Below are 26,153 nucleotides of genomic sequence, written 5' to 3'. Positions count from 1 at the left end.
TTCGCGGCACGGTCGGTCGGCGATCCCGACCGCCTGTGCCGACCTCCGACACGTGACTAGATTGGGACCCATGAAGCTCGAGCTCCGCGGCATCACCAAACGGTTCGGTGCACTCACCGCCAACGACCACATCGACCTCACCGTCGAACCGGGAGAGATCCACTGTCTCCTCGGCGAGAACGGTGCCGGCAAGTCCACCCTCATGAACGTCCTCTACGGCCTGTATCAGGCCGACGAGGGCGAGATCCTCCTGGACGACGTCGTCCAGCACTTCCAGGGCCCTGGCGACGCCATGGGCGCCGGCATCGGCATGGTGCACCAGCACTTCATGCTCATCCCCGTCTTCACCGTCGCCGAGAACGTCATGCTCGGCCACGAGCAGACCAAGGGCGGTGGCCGCCTCGACGTCGCAGCGGCCCGCAAGCTCGTCACCGACATCTCCGAGCGGTTCGGCTTCAGCCTCGACCCGGACGCCATCGTCGGCGACCTCCCGGTCGGGGTGCAGCAGCGCGTCGAGATCGTCAAGGCGCTCTCCCGCAACGCCAACGTCCTCGTCTTCGACGAGCCCACCGCCGTGCTCACCCCGCAGGAGACGGACGAGCTCATGGCGATCATGAAGCAGCTGAAGGACGAGGGGACGTCCATCGTCTTCATCACCCACAAGCTGCGCGAGGTCCGCGAAGTCGCCGACCGCATCACCGTCATCCGACTCGGCAAGGTCGTCGGCGAGGCCTCGCCCACCGCGACGAACGCCGAGCTGGCGTCCCTCATGGTCGGGCGTCCCGTCGAACTCACCGTCCACAAGGAGGCGCCGAACCTCGGCGACACCACCTTCACCGTGCAGGACCTGTCCGTCGTCGACCACCTCGGCCAGCTCGTCGTCAACGGCGTCAGCTTCGAGGTCCGCGAGGGCGAGGTGCTCGCCATCGCCGGTGTCCAGGGGAACGGGCAGACCGAGCTCACCGAGGCGATCCTCGGGCTGCAGCCGCACACCAAGGGCAGCATCAAGCTCGACGGTGTCGAACTCGTCGGGTCGACCCCGCGCAAGGTGCTCGACGCCGGCGTCGGGTTCGTGCCCGAGGACCGGTCCGAGGACGGGCTCGTCAAACAGTTCACCATCGCCGAGAACCTCATGCTGGACCGATCGACGGGTGCACCCTTCGTGAAGGGCGGCAACGTCCAGCGCGGGTTCCGCGACGAGTTCGCGCGCGAGAAGTCGCAGGAGTTCGACGTCCGGTCGCAGGGCATCGAATCGCCGGCCGGCTCCCTGTCGGGCGGCAACCAGCAGAAGGTCGTCCTCGCCCGTGAGCTCAGCCGCGAGCTGCGGCTGTTCGTCGCCGCACAGCCGACCCGCGGGATCGACGTCGGCTCGATCGAGTTCGTGCACAAGCGCATCGTCGCCACGCGCGACGCCGGCATCCCCGTCATCGTCGTGTCGACCGAGCTCGACGAGGTCGTCGCGCTCGCCGACCGCATCGCCGTCATGTACCGCGGCGGCATCGTCGGGATCGTCCCGGCATCGACCCCCAGAGAGGTCCTCGGCCTCATGATGGCCGGCGAACTCCCGGCAGGAGCAGCAGCATGAGCGAGACGTCCCACACCCCGCCCGGAACGGTCCAGCCGGTGGCACCGGGTGAGGCGAAGCCCGACACGACCCAGCCGCGCTCGAACAAGGTGCTCGCCGAGATCCTCAACTCGAGCATCGTCATCTCGATCCTCGCCGTCGTCCTGGCGATGGTCGTCGGTGCGATCCTCATCGCGCTGACCGATCCGAAGGTCCACACCGCCGCCGGGTATTTCTTCGCCCGCCCGGGCGACACCATCGCGGCGGTCTGGCAGTCGGCGACCGGTGCGTACGGAGCGCTCTTCCAGGGGTCGATCTACAACTTCAAGCGCCCCGACTTCCTGAACGGCATCCGCCCGCTGACGGAGACGCTGACCTTCGCGACTCCGCTGATCCTCGCCGGACTCGGTGTCGGTCTGGCGTTCCGGGTCGGCATGTTCAACATCGGTGGGCGCGGTCAGATGCTCATCGCCGCCGCCTGCGCCGGATGGGTCGGCTTCACGCTCGACCTCCCGCCCGTGGTGCACCTGCTCGTCGCGATCGCCGCCGGCATCATCGGTGGCGCGTTCTGGGGCGGCATCGTCGGTGTCCTGAAGGCCCGCACCGGCGCGCACGAGGTGATCATCACGATCATGCTCAACTACGTCGCGTTCTACCTCATCACCTTCATGCTCTCGACCCAGGGGCTCCTGCAGGCTCCCGGCTCCAATGTGCCGAAGAGTGCCGCGATGGCGCCGAACTCGGTGCTGCCGAAGCTCCTCGGCGACCGCTACAACCTGCACGCCGGCTTCCTCATCGCGATCCTCGCGGTCGTGTTCGTCTGGTGGCTGTTCAGCCGGTCCTCGATCGGGTTCCGCTTCCGAGCGGTGGGTGAGAACCCGAACGCCGCGCGCGTCGCGGGTATCGACGTCAAGAACACCTACGTGTACGCGATGCTCCTGTCCGGCGGGCTCATCGGTCTCGCCGGCGTCTCGCAGGTGCTCGGTACGGTGACCTCCGGGTTCGACAACGGCATCGACGCCGGCATCGGCTTCGACGCCATCACCGTAGCGCTCCTCGGACGCAGTCGGCCGGGCGGCATCCTCATCGCCGGCATCCTGTTCGGTGCGCTGAAGGCCGGTGGGTACTCCATGCAGGCCACCCAGGGCGTCAACGTGCCGATCGACATCGTGCTCGTCCTCCAGGCACTCATCGTGCTGTTCATCGCGGCTCCGCCGCTCGTGCGGGCGATCTTCTTCCTGCCGAAGCCCGACGGTTCGACGCGCCGAACGCGTCGCTCCGCCAAGAAGGAGGTGTCCGCATGAGTGGATTCACGCTCGACAAGCAGACGCCGCAGCCGGCTCCCGACGCCCCGATCGTCCTCGAGACGGTCGTCGTCCGGAGCTGGAAGGCCCCGATCGCGTTCGGGATCTTCACCGTCATCGCGTTCCTGCTCTTCGTCATCTGGCACCGCGACGGCAACAGCACCTTCCGGCTCTCGAGCGACGGCGACGTCATCCAGCTGCCGACGGTGGTGCTCCCGTCGACGATCACCGGCATCGTCGTCACGATCCTGCTCGCCGCCGTGGCCGCGCTGAGCGCGTACCTCGTCACGACGGGCAAGAAGGTCCCACTCTGGCTCATCACCGTGTTCGGCGTGCTGTTCATGGTCGGGTTCCTGTCGTGGGCAGCCGCGGGCAAGGCGATCCCGATCACCGGGCTCCTGCTCGGCACCGTCGCCCTGAGCGTCCCGCTCATCTTCGGTGCGCTCGGCGGCGTCATCTCCGAGCGGGTCGGCGTCGTGAACATCGCGATCGAGGGCCAGCTGCTCGCGGGCGCGTTCTCGTCCGCCTTCGTCGCCTCGGTGACGGGGAACGCCTTCCTCGGGCTCGTCGCGGCAATGATCGCCGGCACGCTGGTGAGCTTCCTGCTCGCGGCGTTCTCGATCAAGTACCTCGTCGACCAGGTCATCGTCGGTGTCGTGCTGAACGTCCTCGTCGTCGGACTCACGAGCTTCCTGTACTCGCAGGTGCTCACGAAGAACGAGGCGCTCTTCAACAGCCCGCCGAAGTTCCCCCGGATCAACATCCCGATCCTCAGCGAGATCCCGCTCATCGGGCCCGTGCTGTTCCGCCAGACGATCATCATCTACCTGATGTACATCGCCGTGGCCGTCGTGTTCTTCTGCCTGTTCTACACGCGCTGGGGCCTCCGCCTCCGCGCCGTGGGTGAGCACCCGCAGGCGGCCGACACCGTCGGCATCAACGTGAACCGGACGCGCTTCTGGAACGTGGCGCTCGCGGGCGCGATCGTCGGCCTCGGTGGGGCGTACTTCACCCTGGGCTCGGTCGGTGCGTTCAACAAGGAGATGACGGCGGGTGCCGGCTACATCGCGCTCGCGGCGGTCATCTTCGGACGTTGGGACCCGCTCAAGGCGACCCTCGCCGCGCTGCTGTTCGGCTTCACGCAGAACCTCCAGTTCGCGTTGAGTGCCATCGGCTCCCCGGTGCCGAGCGCGTTCATGCTCATGCTGCCGTACGTGGTGACCATCTTCGCGGTCGCCGGGCTCGTGGGCGTCTCCCGCGGACCGGCGGCCGCCGGCAAGCCCTACGTGAAGGGCTGACCGTGAGCGACACGACGACCACGCCACCCGTCGACTGGGAGGCGCTGCACACCGCGGCCCGGGAGGCGATGGGTCACGCCTACGTGCCCTACAGCCGGTTCCCGGTCGGCGCGGCTGCTCTCGTCGACGACGGCCGGATCATCTCCGGCTGCAACGTCGAGAACGCCAGCTACGGCCTGACGCTGTGCGCGGAGTGCGCGCTCGTCTCCGCCCTCCACATGTCGGGCGGAGGACGCCTCGTGGCGTTCGCCTGCGTCGACGGCAAGGGCGAACGCCTCATGCCGTGCGGCCGCTGCCGACAGCTGCTGTACGAACACTCGACGGCGGGCATGCTGCTCGACACCGTCTCCGGCATCCGCACCATCGACGAGGTCCTGCCGGACGCCTTCGGACCACGTCAACTCGAGGAGTACCACGCATGAGTTCCGTAGAAGCATTCGACGTCGTCGACCTCATCCGCACGAAGCGCGACCGCGGCGAGCTGTCGACGCCGCAGATCGACTGGCTGATTGACGCGTTCACCCGCGGCTACGTCGCCGACGAGCAGATGTCGGCGCTGGCGATGGCGATCCTGCTGAACGGCATGGAGCGGCGCGAGATCCGCGATCTCACGATGGCGATGATCGCCAGTGGTGAGCGGATGAGCTTCGCATCGCTCGACAAGCCGACCTCGGACAAGCACTCGACGGGCGGCGTGGGCGACAAGATCACCCTGCCGCTCGCCCCGCTCGTCGCCGTCTTCGGCGTCGCGGTGCCACAGCTGTCGGGCCGCGGCCTCGGACACACGGGTGGGACGCTCGACAAGCTCGAGAGCATCCCGGGATGGCGTGCGGCGCTGACGAACGACGAGATGATGGCGCAACTGGCGGACGTCGGCGCGGTCATCTGCGCCGCCGGCTCCGGTCTCGCCCCGGCCGACAAGCGCCTGTACGCCCTGCGCGACACGACGGGCACGGTCGAGGCGATCCCGCTCATCGCGTCGAGCATCATGTCGAAGAAGATCGCCGAAGGCACCGGGGCGCTCGTCCTCGACGTCAAGTTCGGGTCGGGTGCCTTCATGCAGGACTACGAGCGCGCCGAGGAACTGGCGCGCACGATGGTCGCGCTCGGGACGGACGCCGGTGTGGCGACGACCGCGCTGTTGACGGACATGAACGTCCCGCTCGGCCTCGCGATCGGCAACGCGAACGAGGTCCGCGAGTCCGTCGAGGTCCTGGCCGGCGGCGGTCCGGCGGACGTCGTCGAGCTGACCCTCGCCCTCGCGCGGGAGATGCTGACCCTCGCCGGGCAGCCGGATGCGGACGTCGAGGGCGCCCTCGCGGACGGTCGGGCCATGGACGTCTGGAAGCGCATGATCCGCGCACAGGACGGCGACCCGGACGCACCGCTGCCGGTCGCCAAGGAGACCCACGTCGTCACGGCGTCGCGCGACGGCGTGCTGGCGACGCAGGAGGCACTGCCGTTCGGCATCGCGGCCTGGCGCCTCGGTGCTGGGCGGGCCAGGCAGCAGGACCCGGTCATCCACGCGGCGGGCATCGACCTGCACGCGAAGCCGGGCGACGAGGTCCGGGCCGGACAGCCGCTCTTCACCCTGAGCGCCGACGACGCGGCCCGCTTCCCGCGGGCGCTCGAGGCCCTCGAGGGCTCCTACACGATCGAGGACACCGCCCCGCCCCGCGGCCCCATCGTCCGGGCCCGCATCGAGGCCTGAGTCCGTTGAGGTGAGGCAATTCGTCGCCCAGAGCCCTTCCGGACGACGAGTTGCCTCACCTGAGTACGCGACCTGTGGAGAACGACTGGGGAAGCTCCTGCCAGCGGCACGATCGAGGGATGACCTTCCGATCCTCGATCTCGATCATGGCCGGGCCGAAGCCCGCTCAGTCGGCAGTGCGCGCCGGGTTCACTCCCCGCCAGCTCCGGAACCCAGCGCTCGGTGCTCCCTTCCACGGGATCCGAACGCCACCGGGCTACCCGGCTGACCTGTACCACCGGGCGGTCGCCTACCTGAGCGCTCTCCCGATCGGGGGAGCCTTCAGCCATCAGACGGCCGCCGCCCTGCACGGCATTCCGACGCCCAGGTCGACGAGCCCGGACGACCCGCTGCATGTCATGTCGCCCGCCGGTGTCCGGGCACGCGAGGGGCGGGGCGTCGTGGGGCACCGCGACACCCTCGCTCCTGAGGACGTCGTCGACCTGGACGGCCTCCCGGTCACCAGTGTCGAACGGACCTGGTGCGATCTCGCGACGGTGATACCGCTCCGGGCACTGATCGCGGCCGGGGACGCCCTCCTCTGGTTCCTCGAGCCTCGAACGTCGGTCGATCGACTGCAGGCGGCCGTCGCGGAGTATCCGTCGCGTCGTGGCGTCGTCGCCCTTCGGGCTGCGATCCCGCGGTTGCATGACCGCTGCCAGTCGCCGAAGGAGACCGAGCTCCGGTTGATCCTCGAGGCGTCGACGCTCCCGAAAGCGGAACACAACGCCGAGATCGTCCTCCACGGCTCCGGGCGAGTGGTCCGGGGCGATGTGGTGTTCCGTGACCAGCGTCTCGTCCTCGAGTACGAGGGAGACCATCACCGGACCGACCGGTTGCAATGGCGGAAGGACATCGCGCGCACGGAGGAACTGGCTCACGAGGGCTGGACGGTGATGCGCCTGACCGCCGACGACCTGCGCCGGCCGTCGGCGCTGGCGGAGCGCATCCGGGCGCGCCTCCACGGTCCCGGCCGAGGTGAAGCAGTTCGTCGTTAAAGCCGTTTGCAAGCGACGAAGTGCCTCACCTCGGCAGGGGGTGGAGCGGTACAGTGAACCCCGTGACCTCTGCAGACGAATCCCCCCTCTCCGGCGTCGACCTCCGCGCGCTCCCGAAGATCTCGCTCCACGACCACCTCGACGGTGGTGTGCGGCCCGCCACGATCATCGAGCTGGGCGAAGCGAACGGTGTCGACGTCCCCGTGACGGACCCCGACGGCCTGGCCGACTGGTTCTACACGCAGTGCAACGCCGGCTCGCTCGTCGAGTACCTGAAGACCTTCGACCTCAGCACCGCGGTCATGCAGACCGAGGAGGGGCTCGTCCGCATCGCGCGCGAGTTCGTCCAGGACCTCGCTGCGGACGGCGTCATCTACGGCGAGGTGCGTTGGGCTCCCGAGCAGCACCTCACCCGGGGCCTCAGCCTCGACGCGGTCGTCGAGGCCGTCCAGGAGGGCATCGAGCTGGGCATCAAGGATGTCGCCCACTCCGGCTCCGACATCCAGATCGGCCAGCTCATCACGGCCATGCGACATGCCGACCGCGGCCTCGAGATCGCGGAGCTCGCCGTGCGCCATCGCGAGCGCGGCGTGGTCGGGTTCGACATCGCCGGCGCCGAGGCGGGCTTCCCCGCCAGCAAGCAGCGGCTGGCCTTCGACTACCTCGCGGCCGAGCTGTTCCCGGTCACCGTCCACGCGGGGGAGGCCGACGGCATCGAGTCGATCCGGAGCGCCCTGCTCGACGGCCGTGCGCTGCGACTCGGCCACGGTGTCCGCATCGCCGAGGACATCTTCATCGAGCGCGACGACGCCGAGTCCCTCTACGCCACACTCGGCCCCGTCGCGGAGTGGGTCCGCGATCGCAAGATCCCCTTGGAACTCAGCCCGCAGTCGAATCTGCAGACCGGCGCCATCGCGGCCTGGGGTGAGGAGCTCGAGGACCACCCGTTCGACCTGCTCTACCAGCTCGACTTCGCCGTCACGGTGAACGTCGACAACCGCACGATGAGCGACACGAGCCTGACGAAGGAGCTCACGCTCCTCTCCGAGGCGTTCGACTACGACCTCACCGACCTGGAGACCTTCCAGCTGAACGCCGCGGCCGCGACGTTCCAGCCGCTGGAGTTCCGCGAGGCCCTGGCGGACCGCATCAGCGAGGCGTTCGACGAGTTCCTCGACGACGACGAGGACTGACGATGTCGGCAGGTGCTGTTCCGGCGACCGCCTGGGCGACACCTGCGCGGCAGGCTTCCAGCCTCGGAGCGTTACGATGGTTCCGATCCATTCGGGTCGACCGATCCTCTGATTGAAGCGATGCCACTCCCAGAACTGTCCGAAGCCAGCGTCGCGCTCCACGTCGATGCCGACGACTGGCGCGAGGCGATCCGCGTAGCCGGAGCGCTGCTGTCCGACACCCGCGCGACCGACGTCGCGTACACGCAACGGATGATCGACGTCGTCGAGGAGTTCGGCGCGTACGTCGTCATTGCGCCGGGCCTGGCGCTCGCGCACGCCCGACCGGGTGCCGACGTCCACGACGACGCCCTCGTCGTCGCGACGTTCGCTGCTCCGGTACGGTTCGGCCACCCCCACAACGACCCCGTGTCGGTGGTCCTCGGCCTCGCCGTCACCACCGCCGAGTCGCACGTGGGCTGGGTGGCGGAGATCGCCAACGTCTTCAACGACGAGACCGCCATCCCGCGGCTCGCAGCGGCCACGACGCTCGACGAGGTGCGGGCCGTGTTCGGCGCGTCGCCCCTGTCCAACGGAGACCCCTCATGAAGATCGTCGCCGTCTGCGGCTCCGGGGTCGGCTCCTCGGCGATCCTCAAACTCAACGCGGAACGCGCGCTCGAACGCCTCGATCTCGAGGCCGACGTTGTCGCCGGCGACATCGAGAGCCTCGGCACGACCGCGGCCGACGCCCAGGTGATCCTGACCTCGCCGGAGCTCGTCGACCGCATCGGCAAGACCTTCGCCGACATCGTCGTCATCGACAACTACTTCGACCTCGCCGAACTCACCGAGAAGCTCGAACGCGCCATCGGCTGACCGGTGCGGCCCGGTCTCCGGGCCGCACCCCACCAGGCGCCGAGCGTGTCGAGCAGCTAGGAGACGAGCGCCGTCAGGTCCGTCCGCAGAGCGGTGAGCCGCGCGGTGACCGTCGCCGCACGCTCGGCGGCGTCGCCGTCGGCGGACTGGACGTCGACGTACACCTTGAGCTTCGGCTCCGTGCCGCTCGGCCGGATCATGACCCGGGTGCCGTCGTCGAGCCAGACGCGCAGGACGTCGCTCGGCGGGAGCGTCTCGAACCCGTCGGCGAGGTCGTCGATCCGGGTCACCCGGGCGCCCGCCAGTTCCGTCGGTGGGAGCGCCCGCAGCCCGGACATGACCTCGCCGATGCGGCTGAGCTCCGCGTAGCGGATGGAGATCTGGTCGCTGCCGAATGAACCGAAGGTGTCCGCGAACCGGTCGAGGAGCCCCGCGACGCTCTCGCCCGCCTGCGCCGAAGCCGTCGCGAGACCGAGGAACGCGACGGCGGCCGAGATGCCGTCCTTGTCGCGCACGGTCCCGGGGTTCACGAGGTAGCCGAGGGCCTCCTCGAAGCCGAAGAGCATGCCCGGCGTCCGGGAGATCCACTTGAACCCGGTGAGGGTCTCCCGGAACTCGAGGCCGTGCGCTTCGGCGACGATGCGCAGGGCCGGGGAGGAGACGATCGAGCACGCGAGCGTGCCCTCGGGTGCCGCGTCGCCGTCGAGTGCCGCACTGGCGGCCTGGGCGGCCCGCCACCCGAGGAGGAGACCGACCTCGTTGCCGGTGAGCCGACGGAACCCCGAGGGGGCTGCGTCGTCGGGGATCGCGATCGCCAGGCGGTCGGCGTCGGGGTCGTTGGCGATGATGAGGTCGGCCCCGACCGCTCGCGCCGTCGCGAACGACAGGTCGAGTGCGCCGGGCTCCTCCGGGTTCGGGAAGCTGACGGTCCGGAAGGTGGGATCGGGATCGATCTGCTCGGTGACGAGTTCCGGTGCCGGGTAACCGGCGGTCTCGAGGACGCGTCGGGTCGTCTCCCAACCCACGCCGTGCATGGCCGTGTAGACGACGCGCAGCTGGCTGCCCGCCGGGGCGGGTGCGACGGCCGCGGTCGCCGCGACATAGGCGTCGACGACGTCCTCGCCCGCGATCTCGAAGGCGTCGCTGCGCGGGAGGTCCTGGACGAGCGCCGTCTCGGCGATGCGCCCGATGTGGGCGGCGATGGCCGCGTCGGCGGGGGAGACGATCTGGGACCCGTGGTGCTCACCGCCGAGGTACACCTTGTAGCCGTTGTCGGCGGGCGGATTGTGACTGGCGGTCACCATGACGCCGGCCGAGGCGTCGAAGAACCGGACGGCGAACGCGAGGACGGGCGTCGGGAGGAGCCGTGGAAGCAGGATGGCGCGGACACCGGCGCCGGCCATCAGCTCCGCGGTGTCGCTGGCGAACACGGCGGAGTTCTTCCGGCCGTCGTAGCCGATGACGACGCTCGGCGTCACGCCTTCCGGCGCCTGCTCGAGCAGGTAGGCGGCGAGCCCGGCGGCGGCCTGTGAGACGAGGACCCGGTTCATCCGGTTGGAACCGGCCTCGATGCGACCGCGGAGCCCGGCCGTGCCGAACTGCAGTCGGGTGTCGAAGCGGTCGTGCAGTTCTGCGACGGCCACGTCGTCGGACACGCGGGCGCGCTCGACGAGGCCTGCCAGTTCGGCCCGGGTCTCGTCGTCGGGATCCTGGGCGAGCCAGGCCTCGGCGGTCGCGAGCAGGCTCGTCGCCTCGCTCACAGGGCCGCGACGATCTGCGCGAGGAGCTTGCTGATCACCGGCTCGGCCGCCTGGCCGGCTTCGATGACCTCGGCGTGGCTGAGCGGCGTCTGCTGGATGCCGGCGGCGAGGTTCGTGATGAGCGACATCCCGAGGACCTCCATACCGGCCTGACGTGCGGCGATCGCCTCGAGCGCGGTGGACATGCCGACGATGTGGCCACCGATCGCCTTCGCCATCTGGACCTCGGCGGGGGTCTCGTAGTGCGGTCCGCGGAACTGCGTGTAGACGCCTTCGTCGAGCTCCGGAGCGACGCTGTGCGCGATGTCCCGCAGCCGCTTGGCGTAGAGGTCGGTGAGGTCGATGAACGTCGCGCCCTCGAGCGGCGAGTCGGCCGTGAGGTTGATGTGGTCGCTGATCAGCACGGGCGTGCCTGGCGTCCAGTGGTCCTTGATGCCGCCTGCGCCGTTCGTCAGCACCATGATGCCCGCGCCGGCCGCAGCGGCCGTCCGCACGCTGTGCACGACACGGCGGACACCGTGGTTCTCGTAGTAGTGCGTCCGGGCGCCGATGACGAGCGCACGCTTGCCGCTCGGGAGCAGGACCGAGCGCAGGGTGCCCACGTGGCCCTCGAGCGCCGGCTTCGAGAAGCCGACGATCTCCGAGGCCGGGATCGTCGCCGTCGTCTCGCCGATCAGGTCGGCCGCCTTGCCCCAGCCGCTGCCGAGGGTGAGCGCGATGTCGTGGCGTTCCACGCCGGTCTTCTCGGCGATCTGGCCGGCGGCTTCGCGGGCGATCTCGAAGGGATCGACATCGGACAGATCGAGTGGGTTCGCAGAGGTTTCGGACATCCTCTCACTCTAGACAGGGGCGGGGCCGCCGCCCAACCGTGCCGACCCCGCTCATCCGCGCACGATCCCCGCCGCGGCGGGCCCGAACGGGTTTGGTCCCGCCCCTGGTGGCGCGCGAGAATGGACGCATGGCCTACGAGTTCGAACGCAAGCAGCGAGTGGCGATCATCGGAGGCGGACCCGGCGGGTACGAGGCGGCCCTCGCCGGGGCGCAGCTCGGGGCCGACGTCACGCTCGTGGAGCGCACGGGCGTCGGCGGCGCGGCGGTCATCACCGACGTCGTCCCGTCCAAGAGCCTGATCGCCACGGCCGACGCGGTCGGGGCCATCGGCGAGGCTGCCGACCTCGGTGTGCAGTTCTTCGTCCGCTCGGACACCACCGGCAAGCCCAGCCGTCCCGAGGTCGCTGTGAACCTCGCCGCCGTCAACAAGCGACTGCTCGGGCTGGCCCGCCAGCAGTCCGAGGACATGCGCGCGAGTCTCATCCGTGCCGGTGTCCGCATCGTCAACGGTCAGGGGCGGCTCGACGGACCGAACGAGGTCATCGTCTCGACCGACCTGTCCGGCGGCACCGACTTCGACCGCATCGAGGCCGATACCGTCGTCGTCTCCGTCGGCGCCAGCCCGCGCCAGTTGCCCTCCGCCCTGCCGGACGGCGAGCGCATCCTCACCTGGACGCAGCTCTACAACCTCACCTCCGTCCCCGAGCACCTCATCGTCGTCGGCTCGGGCGTCACCGGCGCCGAGTTCGCCTCCGCCTACACGGCACTCGGCTCGAAGGTCACGCTCATCTCGAGCCGCGACCAGGTGCTGCCCGGCGAGGACGCCGATGCCGCGGCGGTCATTGAGAACGTCTTCAAGCGCAACGGCATGACGGTCCTGTCGAAGTCGCGGGCCGACTCCGTCACCCGCACCGAGCACGGCGTCGTCGCCACACTCTCCGACGGTCGCACGGTCGAGGGGTCGCACTGCCTCATGGCGGTCGGTTCGGTGCCGAACACCGCCGGGATCGGTCTCGAGGAGGCCGGCGTGCAGCTGACCGATTCCGGGCACATCCGTGTGAACCGGGTGGCCCGCACGAGCGTCCCCAACATCTACGCCGCCGGTGACTGCACGACCTTCCTGCCGCTCGCGTCCGTCGCGTCGATGCAGGGTCGCACTTCGATGCTGCACGCGATGGGCGACGCGGTGAACCCGACGGAGATCCGCAACGTCGCCGCGAACATCTTCACGCAGCCGGAGATCGCGACCGTCGGCTGGACCCAGAAGCAGATCGAGGACGGCATCGCCCAGGGCGAGATCTACAAGCTGCCCCTCGCCCAGAACCCGCGCGCGAAGATGATGGGCATCAAGGACGGCTTCGTCAAACTGTTCGCGCGGACCGGCAGCGGGACGGTCATCGGCGGAGTCATCGTCGCCCCGAAGGCCAGCGAGCTCATCTTCCCGCTCGCCCTCGCGGTCGAGCAGCGGCTGAACGTCGACCAGGTCGCACGTGCCTTCACGGTCTACCCGTCACTCACCGGGTCGATCACCGACGCGGCGCGCGCCATGCACATCGTCGAATAGCCCTCATCCCCGGCGTCCTCGTCGGACCGTCGTCGAGGCGCAGCGGTTCACCGAGCGCGGTTCGCGAGCACGATGCGTGCGACGGCGACCCGCGAGCGCACGCCCCAGGCGTGGAAGACGGCGCTCAGATGCTTCTCCACGGTCTTGCGGGAGATGCCGAGGGCCGTCGCGATCTCGTCGTTCGACAGGCCGTCCGCGACGAGTTCGGTGAGATCCCGTTGTCGTGGCGTCAGCGGTGCGGTCGGGACGGGGACGGCGGTCAACGGCAGCGTGGCCGGGAGCCGTGAGGGGAGCTGGCGGCGGGACACGATCCCGAACGCCGCGAGCACCCGGGTGACGTGGGCGTCGACGGTGCGCGAGGAGAGCTGGAGCACGGACGCGATCTCCGCCGTCGAGTTGCCCTCCGCGGAGAGCAGGGCGACCTCGCGTTCGCGTGGCGACAGTCCGTCCCAACCGGACCCCGCGACCGGCGCGAGGCGTCGACCGATCGCCTTCAGCTCCCGGGCGGCGGAGCGGGTCGCGGCCGTGTGCCCACCGCGGACCGCCTGCTCGGCGAGCGCGGCCAACTCACGGACGGCCTGCGTCCGGTCGGACATTGCGATCAGGGCACGCGTCGCGAGGATCTCGCCGATACCGGCTTCCAGCATGCGACCGTCGGCCAATGCGCGGGTGGTCGCCGTGCGCGCGAGCGCCAGCGCGTCGGCGGGTCGCCCGTGGAGGAGTTCGAGCTTGCACTGCATCCGGAGGATGGCCGGCCCGGGGACCCTACGGTCGACATCGGCGGCGATGAAGCCGATGAGGCGTTCCGATTCGACGATGTCGCGGTCGAGGAACGCGCTCGAGACGAGCAGCTCGATCGCGAGGGCCCGGTCCTGGACGGACAGGCCGCTGAAGTCATTCCCCGAAGCGCTCCGTGCGAGGGCCGCGGCGCCGTGGTCGTCCGCGAGGGCGGCGAGTCCGTAGCCGACGAGGAGGTAGCACGTCGTCTGGAAGGCGCCCGTGGGTTCGGGGATGGCCTGACGGACGCGGCGGGCGAGCGTCCTGGTCGCCCCCTGCTCGGCACGGTTGCCGGCGACGAGGCACTGCACGGCCTCCGCGTACAGGGCGGTCGGTCCGCTCCCGGCCCGCTCGAACATCGCGAGCGCGGCGGCCTCGGCCTCGGCGACGCGTCCCTCGTTGAGGAGCAGTCGGGCGAGGACCCCGTCGACGAGTGTCCGGTACAAGCGGCTCGGGGTGGCGGCGATCTCATCGGCGAACGCGTCGGCGAAGCGCCGGGCGGCGTGGATCAGGACGTTGACGACCGCGCCCTCGACGAGCAGGTACCCGACGAGCCAGGCCAGGGTCGGTTCGAGGTCGCCGCCGTCGTCGACGAGGGCGTCCGCCTCCGTGAAGCACCCTTCCAGCTCCGAGCCGGACGAGCGGTCCGATCCGAGCGCGAGCCCGGCGGCTCCGAGCACGAGCAGGCGCGTCGTCCGGTCGGAGTCCGTCGAGGCGGCGAGCGCGTCCACCGCGTCCCGTCGGCAACCCGCGAAATCGGCGGTGGTGAACCGGGCGTAGGACAGGAGGGCGAGGACGCGGGGATCGGACGCCGCGTGCGGTTCGGCCTCGAGCAGCGCGATCGCGCCGACGGCGTCGAAGTCCGCCACACGATCCAACGCGTCTTCGAGGAGGTCGGCTGCTGACACCTGCTCAGCGTATCGTCGCCGGGTCCGATGCGACGCCCGAGGGCGCCGGTCGGGTCAGCTGATGGTGAGGAGCTGGTGACCCGAGGAGACCGTGGCACCGACCGTCGCGTCGATCGCGCCGACCGTGCCGTCCTTGTGCGCCGTGATGGGCTGTTCCATCTTCATCGCCTCGAGGACGACGACGAGATCGCCCTTCACGACGACATCGCCCTCGGCGACCGCGAGCTTCACGATGGTCGCCTGCATGGGCGCCGAGACGGAATCACCCGTCGCACCCGAGACCACCGCTGCACCACCGCGGCGGTGCGGAGCGGGAGCGGCGACCGGTGCACCGACGTTCAGCCCCAGCTGTCCGCCCGGAAGGCTGACTTCAAGCCGCTTGCCGCCGACCTCGACGACCACCGTCGAGCGGGCAGCGGGCGCCTGTTGCGCATCGATGGATCCGTCCCAGGGCTCGATGTCGTTGACGAACTCCGTCTCGATCCATCGGGTGTAGACGCCGAAGGTGCCGTCCTCCGCGGTGAAGGCGGGGTCGCGGACGATCTTGCGGTGGAAGGGGATGACGGTGGGGAGGCCGGCGACCTCGAACTCGTCGAGCGCGCGACGGCTGCGCTCGAGCGCCTCCTCGCGGGTGCGTCCCGTGACGATGATCTTGCCGAGGAGCGAGTCGAACGCGCCTGAGATCGTGTCGCCGGCCGTGACGCCGGAGTCGAGCCGGACACCGGGGCCGCCGAAGGTCTTGAACACGTGGATCGGGCCCGGCTGCGGGAGGAAGCCGCGTCCCGGGTCCTCGCCGTTGATGCGGAACTCTAAGGAGTGGCCGCTCGGCTGCGGGTCGTCGTAGTCGAGGACGCCGCCCTCGGCGAGGCGGAACTGCTCGCGGACGAGGTCGATGCCGGTGATCTCCTCGGAGACCGGGTGCTCGACCTGCAGGCGGGTGTTGACCTCGAGGAAGGAGACGGTGCCGTCCTTGCCGATGAGGAACTCGCAGGTGCCGGCACCGAGGTAGCCGACCTCCTTGAGGATCGCCTTCGAGGCGCGGTAGAGCTCCGTCACCTGGTCGTCGGTGAGGAAGGGCGCCGGTGCCTCTTCGACGAGCTTCTGGTGGCGACGCTGCAGCGAGCAGTCGCGGGTGGAGACGACGACCACGTTGCCGTGCGCGTCGGCGAGGCACTGTGTCTCGACATGGCGCGGCTGGTCGAGGTACTTCTCGACGAAGCACTCGCCCCGGCCGAACGCTGCGATGGCCTCGCGGGTTGCCGACTCGAAGAGCTCGGCGACCTCCTCGCGCTCGCGGGCGACCTTCAGGCCGCGACCGCCGCCACCGAACGCCGCCTTGATGGCGACGGGCAGGCCGTGGATGTCGACGAAGTCGAGCACCTCCTCGGCACCCGAGACGGGGTTGAGCGTGCCGGGGGCGAGCGGAGCGCCCACCTTCTCAGCCACGTGGCGGGCGGATACCTTGTCGCCGAGACGCTCGATGGCCTCGGGCGACGGGCCGATCCAGATCAGCCCTGCGGCCATGACGGCACGCGCGAAGTCCGCGTTCTCGGCGAGGAACCCGTAGCCCGGGTGGACGGCGTCGGCGCCGGACCGTCGGGCGATGGACAGGAGCTTGTCGATGACGAGGTACGTCTCCGCGCTCGTCGTCCCGTCGAGGGCGTAGGCCTCGTCGGCGAGACGGGCGTGCATGGCGTCGCGATCCTGGTCGGCGTAGACGGCGACGGAGGCGATCCCGCTGTCCTTCGCGGCTCGGATGACGCGGACGGCGATCTCGCCACGGTTGGCGATGAGGACCTTGGTTATACGTGGCACAGTCCACGAGCCTACCGGGAGGCCCGGGTGAGCCTTTGGCTCACACGCACAAAAAAGTCGCGGGAACGACGTGTCGCCTCTACAAGGGCTGGGGTGTCAGAGGGCACCGGGTCGGTTGCGGAGCTCGTGCCAGTCGTGTCCCAGCGTGCGGACGAGACGCCGCAGGGTCGGGAGCGAGAGGCCGACGACGGTCGACGGATCGCCCTCGATGCGGGTGATGAAGGCGGCACCGAGACTGTCGATCGTGAACGCGCCGGCGACCGCCAGGGGCTCACCCGAGGCGATGTAGGCGTCGATCTCGGCGTCGTCGAGGTCGTCGGCGAAGGACACCTCGGCGCTCGCGACCGCACCGATCCCGACCGGCGAGGCACCGGTGCAGTCGATGAGCCAGTGACCGGAGTACAGGGTCCCCGTCCGGCCGCGCTGGGCGTGCCAGCGTTCGCGGGCGCGCTCGGGGGTGTGTGGCTTGCCGTGGACGACGCCGTCGAGGACGAAGACCGAGTCGCCGCCGAGGATGAGGTCGGCGGCGTCGCCACGTCCGCGCACGACGGCCAGAGCGGCCTCCGCCTTCGCACGGGCGAGGAGTGCCACGACCTCGTCGGGGGCGAGCGGCGCACCCGCGGCACGGGTCGCGTCGTGGACGGCCTGCTCCTCATCGACCGACGACGGGACGACGATCGGCTCGATGCCACTCGACCGCAGCAGGGCGAGTCGGGCCGGTGACGTGGAGGCGAGCGTGAGGTGCATGACGGTTCCTTCTGCAGTGGACGGTGGACTCCCCGCAGCCGCCCGTGTGACATGCTCGACGCATGAGCACGACGACTGCACGCACCGTGGAACTGGACATCACCAACGTAGCCCACGGGGGTGTCTTCGTCGCCCGGCACGAGGGCCGGGTGGTCTTAGTCCCCGACACGCTCCCCGGTGAGCGCGTGCGGGCACGCATCGTCGACGAGAACGAGAAGCGCTTCTGGCGGGCGGAGACCCTGGAGGTCCTCACGCCGTCCGAGCACCGCCGTCCGCACGTCTGGGCCGAGGCCTCCGTCGACCGCGAGCCGAGCGAGCGGGCCGGGGGAGCGGAGTTCGGACACATCGAGCTCGCCCACCAGCGCACGCTGAAGCACCAGGTCCTCGCGGAAGGGCTCGAGCGGTTCGCCGGAGTCGCTCCCGAGTTCACGGTCGCCGCGGTCGACGGTGAGACGCCCGACGGCACGCGGTGGCGGACGCGGGTCTCCCTGCACGTCGACCAGCACGGCAACATCGGTCCCTACGCCTCGAGGTCCCACCACGTCGTCCCCGTCGACGACCTGCCGCTCGCGATCGAAGCCGTGGCCGAAGCGGCCAAGCTCGAGGAGCTGCCGCACGGCACCACCTCCATCGACATCGTCGCCTCCTCGACCGGGACGGTCCGCGTCCTGACGCGCGCGGACGAGGCCGGAGGCGGCGACCGCCGACGCGGTGGCGGGCGCGGTCGACGCGGGGGACCGAAGCCGGTCCGCCCGGCGGCAGACCCGATCCGCGAGCTCGTCGGCGAGCGCGAGTTCATCGTCGACGCGAACGGATTCTGGCAGGTCCACCGTCAGGCTGCGACGACCCTCCAGCAGGCCGTGTCCGCGGCCATCGATGACGCTCGCTTCGACCCACGCGCCGCGAACCTCGACCTCTACGGCGGCGTCGGACTCCTTGCCGCGGGCGTGGGGGACCGCTTCGGCGCCACCACCCGCATCACGACCGTGGAGAGTGACGAACGCGCCACCGAGTACGCGGGGGAGAACCTGTCCGAGTGGGTGGGTGCACAGGCTGTCACCGCGAAGGTCGACGCCTTCCTGCGGTCGGAGATCGCGACGGGCAGTCGGATCGAGCGGTCCCGGTACGCCACCGCGACCGTCGTGCTCGACCCGCCCCGCTCGGGTGCCGGCGCGGAGATCGTCGCCATGCTCGGCGAGCTGCGCCCCGCGTCGATCGTCTACGTCGCCTGCGACCCCATCGCGCTGTCCCGCGACGTCGCCCTCCTGGCGGAGCAGGGCTACGAGCTCGACCACCTCGCGGCCTACGACCTCTTCCCGAACACGCACCACCTCGAGGCCGTCGCGGGCTTCTCACGGACGGCTTGAGCGGGCCCGTGCCGACGGAGACGACTCGCGATCAGGCCGTCGCGCCCGGCGGGTCCGTCACTCGCTACGATGGTGCCGTGGTGACCGTCGCAATCATTGATGATCACGAGTCCGTCCGGCTCGGGATCGAAGCGGTGTGCGCGCACGCCGGGTATCAGGTCGTGGCGAGTGCCCCGACCGCCGTCGAGTGCATCGCCGCATTGAACGGCGTGGTGCCCGACGTGGTCGTGCTCGACCTCTCCCTCTCCGACGGAAGCACGCCGACCTCGAACATCCATGCGGTGCAGGCAGTGGGGGCGCACGTCCTCATCCACTCCATCGCCGATAGGGTCGCGCTCGTGCGCGAGGCGCTGGCCGCCGGAGCGTCCGGGGTCATCCCCAAGTCCTCTCCGACGGACACGGTCATCGCCGCCATCGGCACCGTGGCCCGCGGCGAGGCCCTGAACAACATCGAGTGGGCGAGCGCGATCGACGCCGACAGCGATTTCGCGCGGGCGCAGCTGGGCCGTCGCGAACGCGACGTCCTGCACCTCTACGCGTCCGGCCTGCCGCTGAAGACCGTCGCCATGCAGCTCGGCATCGCCTACTCCACGGCCCGCGAACACATCGACCGCATCCGGGTGAAGTACGTCGAGGTGGGTCGCCCGGCACCGACGAAGGTCGACCTGCTCCGCCGAGCGGTCGAGGACGGGATTCTCCCCGGCCTCGATCAAGGCGGGACGGATGTCTCCTAGCTTCCGGGCACCGACCAGGCATCCCGCGATCCCCGCGACCACGAAAGATGCCCAGGTTCAGCGCCGGATGCTGAACACCGCGAACTTCGAACGCCTCCTCGGCCGTTCGGTCGCGATCATCGGACTCGTCTTCGGACTGCAGACCGCGTTCACCACGCTCGGGCAGGGTGTCCAGATCACCGGCTGGTTCGGCGTGGTCTACGTCTCCCTCGTCTTCGGGACGATGTTCGGCGCCATCATCTGCTGCTTCTTCCTGTGGCACCACCGCATCGCCTCCGGCGTCTTCGCCGCCGTGTTCCTCGTGGCCCTCCTCATCTGGCCCGCGGTGAACGCGCAGGCGTCGGCGGACATCAACCAGGAACCGTGGATCTGGTACCTCTGCACGATCGCCGTCGCGTTCGCCTGCATCCCGCTGCACTTGCGGGGGGCCATCGTGTACCTCGTCGTGACGTCGGTCATGTACGGCGTCAACCGTGTGATCGACGCCGACTTCGCGCCGGCCTCCTTCGAGATCGGGGCGCTCGACGCGTCCTACGCGACGATCATCGGTGGGCTCATCGTCGTGCTCGTCGGGTTGTTCCGCGTGCTGGCCGGTCGGGTCGACACCGCGAGGGCGGCCGCACTCGCCACCTACGACGCGGCCGTCAAGCAGCACGCCACGGAGGTGGAGCGCGTCGAGGTCGACTCGATCGTCCACGACAGCGTCCTCGCCTCCCTGCTCGCGGCGGATCGGGCGCTGACCCCGAAGTCGGAGGCGCTCGCCGTCATGATGGCACGGGTCGCGATCGAGCAGCTCGAGGGCGTTGGAGCGCCGATGACCAACGAGGACGAGGTCACCGGCCTCGCCGAGCTCATCGAACGGCTGCGTGCGGCCGCGTCGATGCTCGGTGAACCGTTCTCCGTAACGGTCGAGGGGGCGTCCGGCCGGGTCCTGCCCGTCACGGTCGCGAACGCGGTCTACTGGGCGACGGTGCAGGCGATGGTCAACAGCGTCGAGCACGCGGGTTCGGGAGCTGCACGGAGCCTGTCGATCGAGGGCACGGTCTCCGGCGGCGTCTGCGTCATCGTCGGCGACGACGGCGTCGGGTTCTGCCCTGAGCAGGTCGCCGAGGAGCGGCTCGGGTTGAAGGTGTCGATCGTCGAGCGCGTCGCCGCGGTCGGCGGCCGGTCGACCGTGATCTCCCGTCCGGGTGAGGGTGCCGTCATCCGTATCGAGTGGTCTCCGGAGCACGGCTCGTGACCCCGGCACCGCGGTACGCCCTCGTCATCCTCGCCGCCCTGTTCTCGGCGTACCACCTGCTCCGTGCAGCGCTGACGCTCGAGACACCCCGCGACGTCGTCCCGGTCCTCATCGCGATGCTCGTCTACGCCGTCGCGAGCGTCCTGAGTCTCTGGCCGATGGGCACGACGCGCATGCCGTCCTGGCTCGCGAGCATCAACCTCGCGACCGCGATCATCGTCCCGTTGCTCGTCACCAGCCAGCTCGACCCGACGCGGAACAACGGGTACGCCACCTGGCACGTCGCGTCGATCGGGACGCTGATGACGATCACCGTGGTCCGGCAGCGGGAGGCGGTCGCCTACATCGGGATCGTCTTCCTCACGGTCCAGTCGCTCCTCTGGGCGGGTCCGGGACTGGCGCTCGGGATGGGCGTCACAGGCAGCCTCATCTGGGTCGTCCTCGCGAGTGTGCTCACCCGATCGATCGCCGGGGCGCAGCACGACGCCGAGCGCCTCACCCAGGCGGAGCACGCGACCTCGGACTGGCAGGCGGCGCAGTACGCGCACGTGCACGAGCGGAGACGACGCCTGAGCCAGACGGGCCGCCTCGCGACCCCGATGCTCCGCACGATCATCGCCAACGGCGGCAGACTCTCCGTGGCCGATCGCACGGAGTGCCGCACGCTGGAGGCCAGTCTCCGCGACGAGATCCGCGGGCGTCACCTCCTGAGTGACCCGGTCCGATCCGAGGTGCTCGCGGCCCGGCGGCGCGGAGCGATCGTGAACATGCTGGACGAAGGTGGCCTCGAGGAGCTGGATGCCGGCGTCCTCGACGCGATCCACGAGCAGATCGCCGAGGCGCTCGCCGCCTCGCAAGCCACGCGCTTCATCGTGCGGAGCGTCCCGGACGACGAGCGCGTCGCGGTGACCGTGGTCGGCCTGCGTGCGGTGCACCGCGATCCGGGTGTCGCTGCGGGGCCGGACGACGACGATGAGGAACTCGACGTGTGGCTCGAGATCCCACGCGACGGCTCCCGTGCCGACCTGGGCGCGGTGGGCGTGTCCGAGGAGGACTGAACCGCTCCGACGAGGACAGTGCCAGTCGACAGGCGCAGGGACCGGGACGCATCCGCGCGCGCTTCTCCCGGTCGCTGAGCCCGTCGAAGTGCCCACGAGGATGCCTCATCGTTCCGGGCACACCTCCTCCGGTCCCTGAGCCTGTCGAAGTGCCCACGAGGTCGCCTCATCGTTCCGGGCGAACCTCTTCCGTTCACTGAGCCTGTCGAAGTGCCCACGAGCAACCCTTCGACAGGCTCAGGGGCCGAGGCATTCCCGGTGAACCTCCTCCGGCCACTGAGGTGTCACGACCCAGCTGCCCTTCGACAGGCTCAGGGACCGAAACGGTTCGGGCGCACTGCTCCCGGTCACTGAGCCTGTCGAAGTGCCCACGAGGTCGCCTCATCGTTCCGGGTGCACTTCTCCCGGTCACTGAGCCTGTCGAAGTGCCCACGAGGAACCCTTCGATCTGAGGACACCGAGGCAGGTCAAAACGCTGCTGGATCCGGCTCGGTCCGATACTGCTTCCCGTCGGGTGTCGTCCACTCGAGGACCCCGCCGGGTCCGTGGTCGAGGTTCCACCCGGGGAGGTGCTTCATCCGGTGGTGATGTCGGCAGAGACACGCGAGGTTGCCGACATCTGTCGTGCCGCCGTCCTCCCAGGCGACCGAATGATCGAGGTCGCAGGCCCTGGCTCGTCGCCCGCACCCTGGTGCGCGACAAGTGCCGTCCCGAAGCCGGACCGCGCGCTGGAGGTCGGCCGGAACGCGGTACTGGCCCCGTCCGACGGAGAGCACTGCGCCGGTTTCCGGCTGGACGAGGATCCGGGTGAAGCTGGGGGCGTTCACCGCGATGCGGGCTGCGGTCTGCGGGTCGATCGGGCCGTAGCCGTCGAGCATGCCGGGCGCGTCGGAGACGCCGGCCATGCTGAGCGCTGGCACGGTGATCTGCACGGTCGGCGTGATGTGCTCCTGGACCTCGATCGGGTGCGGCAGGACTGGGCTGGACATGACGTCGTCGGGCGTGACGCCGGTGAGCGCGAGGGCAGCGAGGGCGTCGGCCTGCAGCTGCGCGCAGGTACGGGTGTCGCCGGCCTGGCGCGATTCGGCGTCTGCTGCTTCGACGCGCTCGATGATGCCCTGCGCGATCGGTGCGGTGGTGAACAGGTGCACTCACGCCATGCCGTCGGCGGCCGGTTTGAACTCGACCCGGCGGTCGGCCTCGGAGCGGACCGCGCGTGCGGTGATGGACTCGGGGTGGAGTCGCTCGCGCAGGACGCGGGCGCGCCTGCGAAGGATTGCGTTGGTGGACTCTTCCGCGACGGGCAGGACCTCCGCGAGGAACCCCGCCCGCCCTGCGGTCGGCACGTCACTGAGTTGGTCGATGATCGTTTGCGCGTGCCGGGCCGAGATGCGACCGGCCTCGAGCGACTCGAGCACGGCCGGAGCATCATTCACGAGGCGCTCGGCGTCGTTCGTCGCCCGCTGCACGGTCCGCTCGGGCGTGCGGGTCGCCATCGCGAGCGCCGTACAGGTCGACCGGCGGGAGAGCGCCTGCCGTTCCGCGGGCGGGAAGATCGCCGGAACCGTGGCGTCGGCGAAGGCGTCCGCGTAGGCGGCAGACCGGGCGAGCAGCCGAGCCTCCTCGGCGTCCAGAGCAGCACGCCGACGCTGGATGTCCGCGTAGTGGTCCGAGAACTCCGCGAGGCGCGCGGCGCACTCGTCGCCCACGCGGATCGCGGCGGAGGTGGTCTCGGTCATGGAACCAGTCCACCACGGACCACTGACATTCCAGATGCTGAGTCGAGCCGAGTGTGGAAGTTGCTCGTGGGCCCTTCGACAGGCTCAGGGACCGGAGGAGGCATGCCGGATTGGCGGGGTTCTCCGTGGGCCCTTCGACAGGCTCAGGGACCGGGGAAGGCATGCCGGATTGGCGGGGTTCTCCGTGGGCCCTTCGACAGGCTCAGGGACCGGAGGAGGGTCACCAGGGCGAGAGGTTCCTCGTGTGCGCTCGACAGGCTCAGAGGCTGGATGGGGTTGCTCAGGGACCGGAGGGGGTCACTCGGAGGGCCGGAGAGGGTCATCGAAGCGGGAACTTCCTCGAAGCGGGAACTTCCTCGTGGGCCCTTCGACAAGCTCAGGGACCGGAACGCGTCCGAGTGGACTTCTCCCGGTCGCTGAGCCTGTCGGCGTGCCGGGTCTCGAACGAACGAAAGGAGGGCCAGCACCCGATGCTGGCCCTCCGTGACGTTCGTGGGTCAGAGCGGTAACCCGAATACCGCTCTGACCCGCCCCCGAACTCCTGCCCGCTTACCCTAGATGGAGCAGGAGCTGGTGAAGTGGTCTCGATGAGACGCAACTTTCGAGAATGATGATCCTCCATCAGGGGTACCCCCGACAGTCGGCACTATGGAGGACACGAATGGGGGACAGCACCGCGCGCCACGAGGGGCAACCGGCGTGAGTCCTCCGTCGAGACGGCTCAGCCCGTGAACGCGCGCCAGTGTCCAGGACCCGCGGTGATCCCCGTACGGAGGTTCCGCCTCGTCCGCTCCCACGTCGACGGGACGCGGGGTGCCGGGGCGGTGTCCGCGTCGCGCAGTGCCTGTTCGGCGATCGCGACGCTCAGCACCGCGGTGAGCGCCGCGAGTTCCTCGTCGGTCGGGGTACCGCGCTCGATCCGGAGATCGATCGACGACGGCTCGGTCGTGTTCGGCTCGGCGCCGGTGCTCACAGCGGGATGTTCCCGTGCTTCTTGGCGGGCAGGCTCGCACGCTTCGTCCGGAGTGCACGGAGCGCCTTGATGACCGAGACCCGTGTGGCCGCCGGCTCGATGACCCCGTCCAGTTCGCCGCGTTCAGCGGCGAGGAACGGGCTCGCGACGTTGTAGGTGTACTCGTTCGCGAGGCGCGTGCGCACGGCGGCGACGTCCTCGCCGGCCTCCTCGGCCCGCTTGATCTCGCCGCGGTACAGGATGTTGACGGCACCCTGCCCGCCCATGACCGCGATCTCGGCCGTGGGCCAGGCGAGGTTGATGTCGGCCCCGAGCTGCTTCGAGCCCATGACGATGTAGGCGCCGCCGTAGGCCTTGCGCAGGATGACGGTCACCAGGGGCACCGTGGCCTCGGCGTAGGCGTAGAGGAGCTTCGCGCCGCGGCGGATGACGCCGGTCCACTCCTGGTCGGTGCCGGGCAGGTAGCCGGGGACGTCGACCAGGGTGAGGATCGGGATGCTGAACGCGTCGCAGAACCGGACGAACCGACTCGCCTTCTCGCCCGCTTCGATGTTGAGCGTCCCGGCCATCTGGGAGGGCTGGTTGGCGATGACGCCGACCGACCGTCCTTCGACGCGCGCGAAACCGATGACGATGTTCGGCGCGAAGAGCGGCTGGACCTCGAGGAAGTCGGCGTCGTCGACGACATGCTCGATGACGGTCTTCACGTCGTAGGGCTGGTTCGGCGAGTCGGGGATGAGGGTGTTGAGTCGGCGGTCCTCGTCCGTCGTCTCCAGCTCCACCTCGACGTCGAAGACCGTGGCCTCGGACAGGTTGTTGTCGGGCAGGAAGCCGACGAGGGTGCGGGCGTAGTCGAGGGCGTCCGGTTCGTCGCTCGCGAGGTAGTGGGCGACGCCCGAGCGGGTGTTGTGCGTGTACCCGCCGCCGAGCTCCTCCATGCCGACGTCCTCGCCCGTGACGGTCTTGATGACGTCGGGGCCTGTGACGAACATCTGGCTGGTCTTGTCGACCATGATGACGAAGTCGGTGAGTGCGGGGGAGTAGACGGCGCCGCCTGCTGCCGGACCCATGATGATGGAGATCTGCGGGATGACCCCGGAGGCCTGCGTGTTGCGTCGGAAGATCTCGCCGTACTTACCCAGTGCGACGACGCCCTCCTGGATGCGCGCCCCGCCGGAGTCGAGCATGCCGATGATCGGGACGCCCGTCTTCAACGCGAGGTCCATGATCTTGATGATCTTGTCGCCGGCGACCTCGCCGAGCGAACCGCCGAAGATGGTGAAGTCCTGCGAGTACACGGCGACCTGGCGGCCGTGGATGGTGCCGGTGCCGGTGACGACGGCATCGCCGTACGGCCGCGAGCGGTCCATGCCGAACGCCGTCGTACGGTGCCGCACGAACTCGTCGAGTTCGACGAAGCTGCCGTGGTCGAGCAGCTGCTCGATGCGCTCCCGCGCGGTGAGCTTGCCCTTCTTGTGCTGCTTCTCGATGGCGGCTTCGCCGCTCGCCGTCACGGCCTCGTGATAGCGGTTCTTGAGGTCGGCGAGCTTCCCGGCCGTCGTGTACAGGTCAGGGCCGGAGGTGGTTTCGTCGGTCACGCTTTCACCTTACCCGGTGGTCCCCCAGCCGACCCGTTGACGATCGGGTACAAGCGGCGCGCCGATCCGTTGTCGGCA

General features: G+C 69.7%; 22 protein-coding genes and 1 pseudogene. 14 read left to right on the top strand and 9 right to left on the bottom strand.

The window, feature by feature from the left end:
- Nucleotides 1–70 precede the first annotated feature (70 nt).
- The 9 genes from CCK91_RS11360 to CCK91_RS11320 all read left to right on the top strand — a co-directional run bounded on the left by CCK91_RS11360 (nt 71) and on the right by CCK91_RS11320 (nt 8,964).
- A complete protein-coding gene (locus CCK91_RS11360) occupies nt 71–1,585 on the top strand; it encodes an ABC transporter ATP-binding protein (RefSeq protein WP_086474100.1) in 1,515 nt (504 codons plus the stop codon).
- Nucleotides 1,582–2,868, top strand: a complete 1,287-nt coding sequence (locus CCK91_RS11355; protein WP_085512245.1) for an ABC transporter permease — start codon at nt 1,582–1,584, stop codon at nt 2,866–2,868. The genes CCK91_RS11360 and CCK91_RS11355 overlap by 4 nt, the downstream gene beginning before the upstream one ends.
- A complete protein-coding gene (locus CCK91_RS11350) occupies nt 2,865–4,166 on the top strand; it encodes an ABC transporter permease (RefSeq protein WP_086474099.1) in 1,302 nt (433 codons plus the stop codon). The genes CCK91_RS11355 and CCK91_RS11350 overlap by 4 nt, the downstream gene beginning before the upstream one ends.
- A 2-nt stretch (nt 4,167–4,168) precedes the next feature.
- Nucleotides 4,169–4,588: a cytidine deaminase gene (locus CCK91_RS11345; RefSeq protein WP_064294834.1), complete on the top strand. Its 420-nt coding sequence runs from the start codon at nt 4,169–4,171 to the stop codon at nt 4,586–4,588.
- Nucleotides 4,585–5,877 (top strand): thymidine phosphorylase, encoded by a 1,293-nt coding sequence (locus tag CCK91_RS11340; RefSeq protein ID WP_086474098.1) that lies wholly within the window; start codon nt 4,585–4,587, stop codon nt 5,875–5,877. The genes CCK91_RS11345 and CCK91_RS11340 overlap by 4 nt, the downstream gene beginning before the upstream one ends.
- Nucleotides 5,878–5,996: 119 nt before the next feature.
- The gene (locus tag CCK91_RS11335; RefSeq protein ID WP_086474097.1) at nt 5,997–6,914 is read left to right on the top strand and encodes a DUF559 domain-containing protein; all 918 of its coding nucleotides are present in this window, start codon (nt 5,997–5,999) and stop codon (nt 6,912–6,914) included.
- Between the two features lie 62 nt (nt 6,915–6,976).
- Complete coding sequence (locus CCK91_RS11330; protein ID WP_086474319.1) at nt 6,977–8,107, top strand: adenosine deaminase; 1,131 nt, start codon at nt 6,977–6,979, stop codon at nt 8,105–8,107.
- Nucleotides 8,108–8,227: 120 nt separating this feature from the next.
- The gene (locus CCK91_RS11325; protein WP_086474096.1) at nt 8,228–8,695 is read left to right on the top strand and encodes a PTS sugar transporter subunit IIA; all 468 of its coding nucleotides are present in this window, start codon (nt 8,228–8,230) and stop codon (nt 8,693–8,695) included.
- Nucleotides 8,692–8,964 carry a PTS sugar transporter subunit IIB gene (locus CCK91_RS11320; RefSeq protein ID WP_086474095.1) on the top strand — a complete coding sequence of 91 codons (273 nt, stop codon included), beginning with the start codon at nt 8,692–8,694 and terminating at the stop codon, nt 8,962–8,964. Before CCK91_RS11325 ends, CCK91_RS11320 begins: the two co-directional genes overlap by 4 nt.
- A gap of 56 nt (nt 8,965–9,020) precedes the next feature.
- Here the strand turns inward: CCK91_RS11320 and CCK91_RS11315 are convergent, their stop codons facing one another.
- Together CCK91_RS11315 and CCK91_RS11310 are read right to left on the bottom strand one after the other, a co-directional pair.
- The gene (locus CCK91_RS11315) at nt 9,021–10,724 is read right to left on the bottom strand and encodes a phospho-sugar mutase (RefSeq protein ID WP_086474094.1); all 1,704 of its coding nucleotides are present in this window, start codon (nt 10,722–10,724) and stop codon (nt 9,021–9,023) included.
- Nucleotides 10,721–11,554, bottom strand: a complete 834-nt coding sequence (locus tag CCK91_RS11310; protein WP_079707324.1) for a purine-nucleoside phosphorylase — start codon at nt 11,552–11,554, stop codon at nt 10,721–10,723. The genes CCK91_RS11315 and CCK91_RS11310 overlap by 4 nt, the downstream gene beginning before the upstream one ends.
- Nucleotides 11,555–11,682: 128 nt before the next feature.
- Between CCK91_RS11310 and CCK91_RS11305 the strand changes: the two genes are divergently transcribed.
- On the top strand, nt 11,683–13,119 hold the full coding sequence (locus tag CCK91_RS11305) for an NAD(P)H-quinone dehydrogenase (RefSeq protein WP_086474093.1): 1,437 nt from the start codon (nt 11,683–11,685) through the stop codon (nt 13,117–13,119).
- 47 nt (nt 13,120–13,166) lie between these two features.
- Here the strand turns inward: CCK91_RS11305 and CCK91_RS11300 are convergent, their stop codons facing one another.
- The 3 genes from CCK91_RS11300 to CCK91_RS11290 all read right to left on the bottom strand — a co-directional run bounded on the left by CCK91_RS11300 (nt 13,167) and on the right by CCK91_RS11290 (nt 17,366).
- Nucleotides 13,167–14,804 (bottom strand): helix-turn-helix transcriptional regulator, encoded by a 1,638-nt coding sequence (locus CCK91_RS11300; protein WP_086474092.1) that lies wholly within the window; start codon nt 14,802–14,804, stop codon nt 13,167–13,169.
- A gap of 54 nt (nt 14,805–14,858) precedes the next feature.
- Nucleotides 14,859–16,619, bottom strand: a complete 1,761-nt coding sequence (locus CCK91_RS11295; protein ID WP_086474091.1) for an ATP-binding protein — start codon at nt 16,617–16,619, stop codon at nt 14,859–14,861.
- 96 nt (nt 16,620–16,715) lie between these two features.
- Nucleotides 16,716–17,366 carry a Maf family protein gene (locus CCK91_RS11290; RefSeq protein WP_086474090.1) on the bottom strand — a complete coding sequence of 217 codons (651 nt, stop codon included), beginning with the start codon at nt 17,364–17,366 and terminating at the stop codon, nt 16,716–16,718.
- 62 nt (nt 17,367–17,428) lie between these two features.
- On the opposite strand from CCK91_RS11290, the gene CCK91_RS11285 reads away from it, so the two are divergent.
- From CCK91_RS11285 to CCK91_RS11270, 4 genes are all read left to right on the top strand, one after another.
- The gene (locus CCK91_RS11285) at nt 17,429–18,733 is read left to right on the top strand and encodes a class I SAM-dependent RNA methyltransferase (protein ID WP_086474089.1); all 1,305 of its coding nucleotides are present in this window, start codon (nt 17,429–17,431) and stop codon (nt 18,731–18,733) included.
- A gap of 77 nt (nt 18,734–18,810) precedes the next feature.
- Nucleotides 18,811–19,467 carry a response regulator transcription factor gene (locus CCK91_RS11280; protein WP_064294846.1) on the top strand — a complete coding sequence of 219 codons (657 nt, stop codon included), beginning with the start codon at nt 18,811–18,813 and terminating at the stop codon, nt 19,465–19,467.
- A 67-nt stretch (nt 19,468–19,534) separates the two neighbouring features.
- Nucleotides 19,535–20,707: a sensor histidine kinase gene (locus tag CCK91_RS11275; protein WP_086474088.1), complete on the top strand. Its 1,173-nt coding sequence runs from the start codon at nt 19,535–19,537 to the stop codon at nt 20,705–20,707.
- Nucleotides 20,704–21,765 carry a hypothetical protein gene (locus tag CCK91_RS11270; RefSeq protein WP_086474087.1) on the top strand — a complete coding sequence of 354 codons (1,062 nt, stop codon included), beginning with the start codon at nt 20,704–20,706 and terminating at the stop codon, nt 21,763–21,765. Before CCK91_RS11275 ends, CCK91_RS11270 begins: the two co-directional genes overlap by 4 nt.
- A 467-nt stretch (nt 21,766–22,232) precedes the next feature.
- Here the strand turns inward: CCK91_RS11270 and CCK91_RS20150 are convergent, their stop codons facing one another.
- The 4 genes and pseudogenes from CCK91_RS20150 to CCK91_RS11250 form a co-directional block, all read right to left on the bottom strand.
- Complete coding sequence (locus CCK91_RS20150) at nt 22,233–22,541, bottom strand: HNH endonuclease signature motif containing protein (RefSeq protein WP_242664531.1); 309 nt, start codon at nt 22,539–22,541, stop codon at nt 22,233–22,235.
- Nucleotides 22,533–23,504: pseudogene (locus CCK91_RS19935) on the bottom strand (DUF222 domain-containing protein); the annotation flags it as partial. The gene CCK91_RS20150 and the pseudogene CCK91_RS19935, both read right to left, overlap by 9 nt.
- A 721-nt stretch (nt 23,505–24,225) precedes the next feature.
- Nucleotides 24,226–24,477: an acyl-CoA carboxylase subunit epsilon gene (locus CCK91_RS11255; protein ID WP_242664519.1), complete on the bottom strand. Its 252-nt coding sequence runs from the start codon at nt 24,475–24,477 to the stop codon at nt 24,226–24,228.
- On the bottom strand, nt 24,474–26,075 hold the full coding sequence (locus tag CCK91_RS11250; RefSeq protein WP_071262519.1) for an acyl-CoA carboxylase subunit beta: 1,602 nt from the start codon (nt 26,073–26,075) through the stop codon (nt 24,474–24,476). Before CCK91_RS11250 ends, CCK91_RS11255 begins: the two co-directional genes overlap by 4 nt.
- Nucleotides 26,076–26,153: the final 78 nt, after the last annotated feature.

The sequence above is a fragment of the Plantibacter elymi (nom. nud.) genome, assembly GCF_900177795.1.
Classification (GTDB): domain Bacteria; phylum Actinomycetota; class Actinomycetes; order Actinomycetales; family Microbacteriaceae; genus Plantibacter; species Plantibacter elymi.
The sequence above is the reverse complement of the archived record's forward strand: the minus strand, read 5'-3'. Positions and strand labels throughout refer to the sequence as shown.